An 8,879-nucleotide genomic window follows, 5' to 3' on the forward strand; every position below is an offset into this window, starting at 1 on the left:
GCGGCCCTATGTACGCGCACTCCTTCGGCCTGACGCACGAGCCGTTCTCCATCGCGCCGGACCCGCGCTACCTGTTCATGAGCGAGCGCCACCGGGAGGCGCTGGCACACCTGCTCTACGGCCTGGGCGGCGGTGGCGGCTTCGTGCTGCTGACCGGCGAGATCGGCACCGGCAAGACCACCGTCTGCCGCTGTTTCCTGGAGCAGGTGCCGGCGGGCTGCCACGTCGCCTACATCTTCAATCCGCGGCTGACGGTGCACGAGCTGCTGCAGATCGTCTGCGACGAGTTCGGCGTGCCGCATGCCGCGGCGGGCCCCGGCCCCGAGACGGCACGCGACTGCATCGAGCCGCTCAACGCCTTCCTGCTGCGCACCCATGCGGCCGGCGAGAGCGCGGTGCTGGTGATCGACGAGGCGCAGAACCTGTCGGCCGACGTGCTGGAGCAGCTGCGCCTGCTGACCAACCTGGAAACCAGCGAGCGCAAGCTGCTGCAGATCGTGCTGATCGGCCAGCCCGAACTGCGCGGCCAGCTCGCCCGCCCGGAGCTGGAGCAGCTGGCGCAGCGGGTGATCGCCCGCTACCACCTCGATGCGCTGAGCGAGGCCGAGACGGCGCAGTACGTCGCCCACCGGCTGGCGGTCGCCGGCCATGCCGGCGCCCTGCCCTTCGACCGCGGGGCGCTGCGGCGCATCCACCGCGCGACGCGCGGCGTGCCGCGGCGCATCAACCTGCTGTGCGGGCGGGCGCTGCTCGGCGCCTATGCGCGCGGCCGGCAGACGGTGGACCGCCGCATGGTGGACCAGGCGGCGCGCGAGGTGTTCGGCACCCTTGGCGAGGCGCCGGCGGCCCGCGGTCCGCGGCGCGGCTGGGTGCTGGCGGGCGGCGGACTGCTGGCGGGGGCGGCGCTTGCCGCAGGCGCGTTCGTCTGGGCACCGGGACGGACCGGCACGCCCGGCCCGGCCGCGCCGCTGGCCGCCTCGCCGGTCGCGCCGAAACCAGAACGCACAGCGCCGGAGTCGGAACGCGCCCTGCCGACGGCGACCGCGCCTGCGGCGTCCGACCTCGCCGGCGTCTTCGCCGAATGGCCGCGGCAAGAGGACGCAGCCTGGCGCGCTCTGGCGCCGGCCTGGGGGGTTGCCGCGCCGGCCGCTGCCGACGGCGATCCCTGCCGCGTGCTGGCGCGCCGGCAGCTGGCGTGCTTCCGGGGCAGCCGTATCGGCTTGGGGCTGCTGCGCCAGCTCGACCGGCCGGGCGTCCTGACGCTCTACGACGAAGCGCAGCGGCCGGCCTATGCGCTGCTGACCGGCCTGGACGGCGATGCGGTGGTACTGCAGGCGGGCGACCGGACCGTGCGGGTGCCGCCGGCCCTGCTGGCGGCCCACTGGCGCGGCGAGTTCGCCACGCTGTGGCGCGAGGGTGCGCCGGCCGATCCGATGGCCGGTAGCGCCGACGACTGGCTGGCGGCCCAGCTGGCGCGCACCGAACCGCCCGCCGCCGGCCCGCCGCCGTCGCTGCGCAACCGCATCTACCGCTTCCAGCTGGCCCAGGGACTGACGCCCGACGGCCGCGCCGGACCGATCACCTTCATGCAGCTCAACCGCGCGACCGGCGTGGACGAACCCCGCCTCGCGCAACCGCCGGTGGCGACGCCCTCCCCCGCCCGCTGAGACTGCACGCCGACGTCTCCCGCTCCTGCCATGTCCTACATCCTCGATGCCCTGCGCCGCGCCGAAGCCGAACGGGCCCGCGGTGCGATACCCGGCCTGCACACGCCGGCGCATCCCTCCCCCGACGCCGCCCTGCCCGGCCCGTCGCTCTGGCGGCGCGCGCTGCCGCCCGTGGCCGCTGCCGCGACCGGTGCCGCGGTGCTCGGCGGTGCGGCCTGGCTGCTGCTCGACCGGCCGCCGGCCGCGGCCGTGGTGGCGGCATCGTCGTCGGTCGCGCCGGCCGGCGGATCGCCCGCGACGGGGGCGGCCGCACCGGTACTGCCGGCGACGACGGCAGGGGCTGGCGCCGCGACCGCTCCGTCGCCCCTGCCGGCTCCGGCTCCGGCGCCGGCGCCGGCGCCCGCCGTAGCGGCCCCCTCGTTGCCGCCGCCGGTGACTGCCTCGGTCACGCCGGCGCCGAATGCCGTGCCGCGCGCGGCGAACCCGCCGGCCGTCGCGGCGCCCACCCCGCGGCCGCCGGCAGCGGCCCCGGTGGCTCGCGCGTCCGGTACCCCGACGCCGGCGCCGACGCCCACAGCAGTGTCGCCCGCGGCTGCCACGTCTTCGCTTCCTGCGTCGGCTTCGGCCCCTGTTCCGGCTCCAGCTGCATCGTCGCCCGCCACCGCGGCCCCGCTTCCGCCGATCCCCGCCGCCAGCGCACTGCCGGCCGACCTGCGCCAGCGTCTGCCCGCCCTGGCCGTCAGCGGTGCCACCTATTCGGCGAACCCGGCCTACCGGATGGTGATCGTGAACGGCCAGGTGCTGCACGAAGGCGACGGAGCTGCGCCCGGCGTGACGCTGGAGCGCATCGAGCCGCGCTCGGTGGTGCTGGTGTTCCAGGGGCAGCGCTTCCGCGTCGGCTACTGAGCCGCCCGGCTGTCGCCTCCGCACGTCGGAGGGCGTCGCGCGGACTCCTGACTTTCCCGCAGTCGGGGGTTGACACCCACGCGCCGCCGAGGGCCGGCGGTTAATGTGTGCTATCAACGCCCCCTTTTTTCGTTGTCCGGATACCGCCATGGCCCTGTCCCACCTCCGCATCGGCGCGCGCCTGTCGCTCGCCTTCGCCGCCCTCATCCTGCTCACGGTGGCGATCCTGGCCGTGGGCATCTTCCGGCTGCAGTCCGTCGCGACCGAGACCGAAGCGATGATGGCGCGGCCGCTCACCAAGGAGCGGCTGGTGTCAGACTGGTACCGGACCATCCACACCAGCGTGCGCCGCACCACCGCGATCGCCAAGAGTGCCGACCCGTCGCTCGCCGCCTTCTTCGCCCAGGAGGCCGCCGAGGCCACCAAGGCCTCCACCGCCCAGCAGGAGCAGCTGCAGGCGCTGCTGGAGACGGCGGAGGAAAAGACGCTGTTCGACGGCCTGCTGCAGAACCGCAAGCAGTACGTGGCCGCCCGCGACGCGCTGTCGAAGGCCAAGGCCGACGGCCAGGCCGACGAGGCCGAGCGCATCTTCACCGCCGACTTCCAGCCCGCCGGCGTGCGCTACCTGGGCAGCCTGCAGGCGCTGCTCGACCAGCAGCGCGCCAGCATCAACGCCACCGCCGAGAGCATCCGCGAGGACTTCGTGCGTGGCCGCACCCAGATGCTGGTGCTGGGCGCGCTGGCGGTGCTGGCGGCCGCCGCGCTCGCCTGGTTCATCACCCGCGGCATCACCACGCCGCTCGACCGCGCGGTGAGCGCCGCCCGCACCGTGGCCGCCGGCGACCTGACGCTGCGCCTGGACAGCACCGCGCGCGACGAGACCGGCGAACTGCTGCAGGCGATCGACACCATGGGCGACCGGCTGCGCGGCACCGTCGGCCAGGTCCGCCAGGGCGCCGACGCGATCGCCGGCGCCTCCAGCGAGATCGCCAGCGGCAACCTGGACCTGTCGTCGCGCACCGAGGAGCAGGCCAGCGCCCTGCAGCAGACTGCCGCGACGATGGAGCAGATGACCGCCACCGTACGCCAGAACGCCGAGAACGCCCGACGCGCCCACCAGCTGGCGCAGTCCACCTCCGACCTTGCGGTGCGCGGCGGCGAGGTGGTGGGCAACGTGGTCGAGACGATGGGCGGCATCCACACCGCCTCGCGCCGCATCGTGGACATCATCTCGGTGATCGACGGCATCGCGTTCCAGACCAACATCCTGGCGCTCAACGCAGCGGTCGAAGCCGCACGCGCCGGCGAGCAGGGCCGCGGCTTCGCGGTCGTGGCGTCGGAAGTGCGCACGCTTGCGCAGCGCAGCGCCGCCGCAGCCAAGGAGATCAAGGGCCTGATCGACGATTCGGTGCAGCGGGTGGATGCCGGCAACGGCCTGGTGGAGGATGCCGGCGCCGTGATGCGCGACGTGGTCGCGGGCGTGCGGCGCATGACCGATCTCGTCGGCGAGATCACCGCCGCCAGCCAGGAACAGACGCACGGGCTGGAGCAGGTGAACCACGCGGTCGCGCAGATGGATCGGGTGACGCAGCAGAACGCCGCGCTGGTGGAAGAAGCCGCCGCCGCCGCCGCGTCGCTGGAGACGCAGGCCGCCCGGCTGGTGCAGGCGGTGGCGGTGTTCCGGATCGGCGACGCAGGTGCGGCGTCGGCGGCTGCCCTTCGGGGCGGCCACGCGCCGCGGCTCGCTGCCGGCTGAGCGGCCCGGCCCTGCAGGCACGGCCGCGGCGCCTCAGCGGTAGAACGCCTCGACCCGGCCCTTGAGCTTGAGCAGCAGCGGCCGGCCCTTGCGGTCGACCGTCTTGCCGGCGGGGACCTTGATCCAGCCTTCGCCGATGCAGTATTCCTCCACGTCGCCCCGCTCCTGGCCGTTGAAGCGGATGCCGATGTCGTGCTGGAACACGGCCGCATCGTGGTGCGGGCTGCGCGGATCGGCCGAGAGATGGTCGGGCAGGGGCGGACGGTCGGGGGCGGTGGGGGTGGAGGCGTCGGTCATGCGCGGAATGCTGCGGGCAAAGACCACGATTCTGCCGTGTCAGCCCGGGGCATCGCGTGCCAGCGCCGCTGTCAGGAAGTCGACGAAGGCCCTGACCCGCGCCGATCGCTGATGGCGCTGGGGATAGACCGCGTAGATGTCGGCATCGGGCGTGCGCCACTGCGGCAGCACCGGCATCAGCCGACCGCTCGCCAGGTGGCGGGCGATGTCCCACTCCGCGCGCATCAGGATGCCGTGGCCCTCCAGCGCCCACAGCACCGCGATCGCGCCGTCGTTGGTCGCGAGGGTGCCGCGGGTCTTGACCGCCTCGGTCTTCTGCGCCGCGCCGCGGCCCTGGCTCAAGCGCCAGACGCCGTAGGCCTCGTCGCCCTGGCGGATGCCGATGCAGGCATGGCGCACCAGGTCGTGCGGCACCCGGGGCGTGCCGGCGCGCGCCAGGTAGGCCGGCGCCGCGCAGAGCAGCCGCCGGTTGGCCGCCACGCGGCGCGCCACCACCCGCGACTCGGGCGGCGCGCCGAAGCGGATGCAGACGTCGAACGCGTCCTCGGTCAGCGCCGGCGGGTTGACCGACAGCTGCAGCTGCACCTCCACCTGCGGATGGCGGCGAGCGAATTTCGAGATCACCGGCGCGACGTGGCTGCGGCCGAAACCCAGCGTCGCGTTGACCCGCAGCAGGCCACGCGGCTCGGCCTGCGCGCTGCCGAGCAGCTGCGCCAGGTCGTCGATCTCGCCCAGGATGCGGCGCGCGTATTCCAGCGCCAGCTCGCCTTCGGGCGTGAGGCCCATGCGGCGGGTGCTGCGGTTGACGAGCAGGGTGCCGAGCCGCGCCTCCATCGCCGCGAGCCGCTTGCTGACCGCGGGTGTGGTGACGCCCAGTTCGCGCGCTGCGGCGCTCAGGCTGCCCGCGCCGGCGAGCGTGCTGAAGAAGGCCAGATCGGCCGGCTGGAGGGCGGTACTCACGACGGCGACAGGCCTTTCGATTGTTGACTGCAGGTTAACGACGGCTTGATTTCCGCGCTGTGCAGGAGCGGCTGGCCGATCCTACAGTGGCGCCTCGACCGCCCTTCCCTCTCGCACCGCGCACCGCCAGGAGACCCGCATGAACCGCCCCTACCGCATCGCCACCATTCCCGGAGACGGGATCGGCAAGGAGGTCGTGCCCGCGGGGCGCGAAGTGCTGGAGGCCCTCGCCGCGGCCGACCCGGCGCTGCGCTTCGAATTCGAGGATTTCGGCTGGGGCGGCGACTGGTTCCGCGCCCACGGCGAGATGATGCCGGCCGACGGCCTGGACGCGCTGCGCGACAAGGACGCGATCCTGTTCGGCTCCGCCGGCGACCCGCACATCCCCGACCACGTCACGCTCTGGGGCCTGCGGCTGAAGATCTGCCAGGGCTTCGACCAGTACGCCAACGTGCGGCCGACGCGCACCCTGCCGGGCATCGACGGCCCGTTGAAGCGCTGCGGCCCGCAGGACCTGGACTGGGTGATCGTGCGCGAGAACTCGGAAGGCGAATACGCCGGCGTCGGCGGCCGGGTGCACCAAGGCCATCCGATCGAGGCGGCAACCGACGTCAGCATGATGACCCGCGCCGGCGTGGAGCGGATCATGCGCTTCGCCTTCAAGCTGGCGCAGTCGCGGCCCCGCAGGCTGCTGACCGTCGTCACCAAGAGCAACGCGCAGCGCCACGCGATGGTGATGTGGGACGAGATCGCGGTGCAGGTCGCCAAAGAGTTTCCGGACGTGACCTGGGACAAGGAACTGGTCGACGCCGCCACCGCCCGCATGGTCAACCGGCCGGCGACGCTCGACACCATCGTCGCCACCAACCTGCATGCCGATATCCTGAGCGACCTGGCCGCGGCGCTCGCGGGCAGCCTGGGCATCGCGCCGACCGGCAACATCGATCCGGAACGCCGCTACCCGAGTATGTTCGAGCCGATCCACGGCTCGGCCTTCGACATCATGGGCCAGGGCCTGGCCAATCCGGTCGGCACCTTCTGGTCGGTGGTGATGCTGCTGGAGCACCTGGGCGAGCACGCCGCCGCGCAGCGCCTGATGCAGGCGGTGGAGGCGGTCACCGCCGACCCGGCGCTGCACACCCGCGACCTCGGCGGCAGCGCCACCACCGCGCAGGTCACGGCCGCCGTCTGCCGCCAGCTGGCCGCGGCGCCGGTGCGGCAGCCGCGCGCCGCCTGATCCGACCGGCGCCGCGGGCGCCGCGCAGCCCGGGGCGCCGCCGCCCGGGCGTCCGACACCCCTCCAGGAGACATCACCATGGCATCCCCCCCTTTCGCCCCGCCACGCCGGGCGGCGCTTCTTCGTGCGCGCCGCCGCCTGCGGCCTGGCTGGCGTGGCGCCCTGGGCCGCCGCCCAGACCGCCGGCTGGCCCTCGCGGCCGATCAGCCTGGTCGTGCCCTTCGCGGCCGGCGGCACGACCGACGTGCTGGCGCGGGCGTTGGCCGACCCGCTCGGACAGGCGCTGGGCCAGCCGGTGATCGTGGAGAGCAAGCCCGGCGCCGGCGCCACGCTCGGCGCCGACTTCGTGGCCAAGGCCAGGCCCGACGGCTACACGCTGCTGATGGGCGCGGTGCACCACACGATCGCGACCAGCGTCTACAGGAAGCTGCCCTACGACTTCCAGAAAAGCTTCGCGCCGATCACCACCGTCGCGCTGGTGCCCAACGTGCTGGTGGTGAACGCCGAACGCACGCCGGCGAAGACGGTCGCCGAATTCGTCGCCTTCGCCAAGGCGTCGCCGACCGAGCTGGCCTACGGCTCCAACGGCAACGGCACCGCGCAGCATCTGATCGGCACGCAGTTCCAGGCGAGCACCGGCACGAAGCTGCTGCACGTGCCCTACAAGGGCAGCGGCCCGCTCACCACCGACCTGCTCGGCGGCCAGGTGGCGCTGTCGTTCGACACCGTCACGCCGGTGCTGCAGCACATCCAGGCCGGCAGGCTGCGGCCGCTGGCGGTGACGACGGCGCAGCGCTCCGCGGTGCTGCCGGACGTGCCGACGCTGCAGGAGGCGGGCCTGAAGGGCTTCGACATCGGCACCTGGTTCGGCGTGCTGGCGCCGGCCGGCACGCCGCCGGAGGTGGTGCAGAAGCTCAACGCCGCGATGGTGAAGATCATCCGCTCGCCCGACTTCGGCCAGCGCATGCGCGCGATCGGCGCCGACCCGGTCGGCAATTCCCCGCAGGAGATGGCGCGGCAGATCGCCGAGGAAACCGCCAAGTTCGCCACGCTGGTGCGGGACGGGAAGGTGACGGTCGATTGATGCGGCCGGAGCGCGGGGCGTTCGCCGGCCCCGCGTGCCGTCACGCGCCGGCGCCTGCCGGGTGCCGGGTGCCGCACACTGCGGCGTAGCGACCGCTCGGCGAGCAGAACAGGCCACAGCGCCCGTCCCACCTGCACCAAATGCTATATATTTTGTAGCATTGTGTCCCAGCGCAGTGCCTCGCGCCGCCGACGGTTCGGCTGCGCCTTCAGCGTCCCGTCCCCAGATCCGGATGCGCCGCGAACGCCGCCGCCAGCGCATCGACGAATCCCCGCACCTTGCGGGCGATCTGCCGGCCGGCGGGATACACCGCGTGCAGCGGGATCGCCGGCAGCGGCCAGTCCTGCAGGATCGGCACCAGCGTTCCGGCGCGCAGGGCCGGCCCGACCACGAATGCCGGCTCCAGCGCGATGCCGGCACCGGCCACGGCGGCCGCCAGCAGCGTCGGGCCGTCGTTGCATTCGAAGCGCGGCAGCAGTGGCACGCGCAGCGTCGACTCGCCGTGCGGAAAGTGCCAGACCCGCCCCCAGCGCAGCTCGGAAAAATGCAGGCAGGCATGGTCCGCCAGGTCCGGCGGCGCAGCCGGCGTACCGTGGCGCGCTAGGTAGCCGGGCGACGCGCACACGACCAGCGGCGAGCGGCCGATCGCGCGCGTGACCAGGGTCGGCTCCACCGCCAGCGCACCGCGGATCGCCAGGTCGAAGCCCTCCCCCACCAGATCGACCGGCGCGGTGGACAGGCGCAGGTCGACCGACACCCCGGGATGCGCCGCGAGGTAGCGGGCGACCACCGGCGCCAGGTGCTGTGGCCCCAGGTCGGGCGGCGCCGCGATGCGCAGCCGGCCGACCGCTTCGGTCTGGAAGGCGGTGGCGGCGCGCTCGGCGCCGCGGATCTGGTCGGTGATGCCGGCGAGCGCGGCCTGGTAGGCCCGCCCCGCTTCGGTCAGCCGGACCGCGCGGGTGGAGCGCTGCA

8 protein-coding genes are annotated in these 8,879 nt (G+C 73.9%); 5 read left to right on the forward strand and 3 right to left on the reverse strand.

Annotated features, from left to right (window positions below):
* The first annotated feature begins 8 nt into the window (after positions 1–8).
* From QZ500_RS17460 to QZ500_RS17470, 3 genes are all read left to right on the forward strand, one after another.
* Positions 9–1,667: an AAA family ATPase gene (locus QZ500_RS17460; RefSeq protein ID WP_295857002.1), complete on the forward strand. Its 1,659-nt coding sequence runs from the start codon at positions 9–11 to the stop codon at positions 1,665–1,667.
* A gap of 30 nt (positions 1,668–1,697) precedes the next feature.
* Positions 1,698–2,573 carry a general secretion pathway protein GspB gene (locus QZ500_RS17465; protein ID WP_295857004.1) on the forward strand — a complete coding sequence of 292 codons (876 nt, stop codon included), beginning with the start codon at positions 1,698–1,700 and terminating at the stop codon, positions 2,571–2,573.
* Between the two features lie 148 nt (positions 2,574–2,721).
* Positions 2,722–4,329, forward strand: coding sequence for a methyl-accepting chemotaxis protein (locus QZ500_RS17470; RefSeq protein ID WP_295857007.1), 1,608 nt, complete (start codon positions 2,722–2,724; stop codon positions 4,327–4,329).
* A gap of 33 nt (positions 4,330–4,362) precedes the next feature.
* On the opposite strand, the gene QZ500_RS17475 is transcribed toward QZ500_RS17470, so the two are convergent.
* Positions 4,363–4,626: a DUF3297 family protein gene (locus QZ500_RS17475; protein ID WP_295857009.1), complete on the reverse strand. Its 264-nt coding sequence runs from the start codon at positions 4,624–4,626 to the stop codon at positions 4,363–4,365.
* Between the two features lie 39 nt (positions 4,627–4,665).
* Positions 4,666–5,586 carry a LysR substrate-binding domain-containing protein gene (locus QZ500_RS17480; protein ID WP_295857011.1) on the reverse strand — a complete coding sequence of 307 codons (921 nt, stop codon included), beginning with the start codon at positions 5,584–5,586 and terminating at the stop codon, positions 4,666–4,668.
* A gap of 139 nt (positions 5,587–5,725) precedes the next feature.
* Between QZ500_RS17480 and QZ500_RS17485 the strand changes: the two genes are divergently transcribed.
* Together QZ500_RS17485 and QZ500_RS17490 are read left to right on the forward strand one after the other, a co-directional pair.
* Complete coding sequence (locus QZ500_RS17485; RefSeq protein WP_295857013.1) at positions 5,726–6,823, forward strand: tartrate dehydrogenase; 1,098 nt, start codon at positions 5,726–5,728, stop codon at positions 6,821–6,823.
* A 145-nt stretch (positions 6,824–6,968) separates the two neighbouring features.
* Positions 6,969–7,907, forward strand: coding sequence for a tripartite tricarboxylate transporter substrate binding protein (locus QZ500_RS17490; RefSeq protein WP_295857021.1), 939 nt, complete (start codon positions 6,969–6,971; stop codon positions 7,905–7,907).
* Between the two features lie 208 nt (positions 7,908–8,115).
* Here QZ500_RS17490 and QZ500_RS17495 read toward each other — a convergent pair.
* On the reverse strand, positions 8,116–8,879 hold a 764-nt coding region (locus tag QZ500_RS17495; RefSeq protein WP_295857015.1), incomplete at its 5' end, for a substrate binding domain-containing protein.

Origin of the sequence: uncultured Xylophilus sp., assembly GCA_913776965.1 — a bacterium.
GTDB lineage: Bacteria > Pseudomonadota > Gammaproteobacteria > Burkholderiales > Burkholderiaceae_C > Xylophilus.